This window comes from Frankia sp. CgMI4 (assembly GCF_001756285.1).
Taxonomy (GTDB): Bacteria; Actinomycetota; Actinomycetes; order Frankiales; family Frankiaceae; genus Frankia; species Frankia casuarinae.
Genome location: NZ_MAQZ01000038.1, coordinates 1 through 1,313, shown reverse-complemented (window position 1 = coordinate 1,313; position 1,313 = coordinate 1). Strand labels below are relative to the sequence as shown.

Sequence of the window (1,313 nt, the reverse complement as noted above, 5' to 3'; positions counted from 1 at the left end):
CCTCCCGGCTGACCCCGACCCCCGAGACCCCAGCGGAGTGCCCCACGGTCACGCCGCCCACGATCATGCCCCAACGGGATTTCCGAATACGTACCATCGCCGACACCCGAACCGGCATTGCACCACCGACCGTGGACATCAACCGTGCCCGCGTGCTCGCATCGGCGCTACGGTCCGCCAACGCGATCATCACCCCTGCCACCCTTCGGGCCGTCTACCGCCTCCAGGCCATCGACGTGGAGGTACTACTCAGTGCCGTGACCTGGCTACACCAGCACCCCAACGCTGGCAACTGGACTCTGCGGCAACTCCCGGTCCCCGGTATGCACACCAAATGGCTTGACACCCACGGCGCGCTGCTGCGCGATGTCGCGGGCCGCGATGTCCGACACGAAGTCAGACCCCGGCTGACCGTCATGCACCTGACATATGTCGATCCCGACCACGCCGCATCGGGCCGCCGCAGGCACGACGCCTGGACCACCGGTGACGTACATGACATCGCCTACCAGCCACGCGTGGTCCTCGTCGTCGAGAACCGCGACTCCCGCCTCTGGTTCCCGCCAGTCAGGGACACAATAGTGGTCGAGGGCGGCGGCAAAGCCGCAGCCACCCTGCTAGCAAACGTTCCCTGGATCCGCACCGCGGACCACATCGTCTACTGGGGCGACATCGACGCGGACGGGTACACGATCCTCGACCAGTTTCGCGCTGYGCTAGCCGAGCCCGCACCAGACGGCGCACCAGCGAAGCACGTCACCTCCATCCTCATGGGCGCCACAGACCTGCACCACTACGCTCAGCACGGTATTAACCACGACAAGGCGGGTCGTCCCATCCAGCCATCACCGACGACCCTGCCACACCTGACCGAAGCCGAGGCCACCGCGTACAACACCATCGCGACTGCGGGCCCCACCCCATTCCGCCGGATCGAGCAGGAAGTCATCCCCCTCACCCACGCAGCTGCCCGACTAATGCAGATCCTGAAAGGCGGGGGTCTGTCGCTGGCTTGCAGACCCGATCAGAAAGGATGAAACCGAACATGGAGATGGCGGCGCGCCTTGCGCCCGGCGGCGGGGCCGCTGGGCCGGCCGTGGTCGGAACGAGCGTCAACTCATCTACCGCACCGCCTTCGGCCTGACCAACGTCACCAACCAGCAACACCGCGCCCGCTACACCGCCTCCCGCACCACCCGCCCCGCTGGCTACACCAGCCAGGAACATCCTGAAGCTGCCCGGGACTGTAGGTGTCCCGCGTCAAGATCTTGGCTCAGGAATCCTGACCTGAGTGGGCGTTCTGCACGCTTTCG

Annotated in this window: 1 protein-coding gene; it reads left to right on the top strand. The window is 66.2% G+C overall.

Annotated features, from left to right (window positions below):
• The coding region (locus Manayef4_RS03055; RefSeq protein ID WP_083282247.1) for a Wadjet anti-phage system protein JetD domain-containing protein at nucleotides 1-1,037 on the top strand (1,037 nt) is incomplete at its 5' end.
• Nucleotides 1,038-1,313 lie beyond the last annotated feature (276 nt).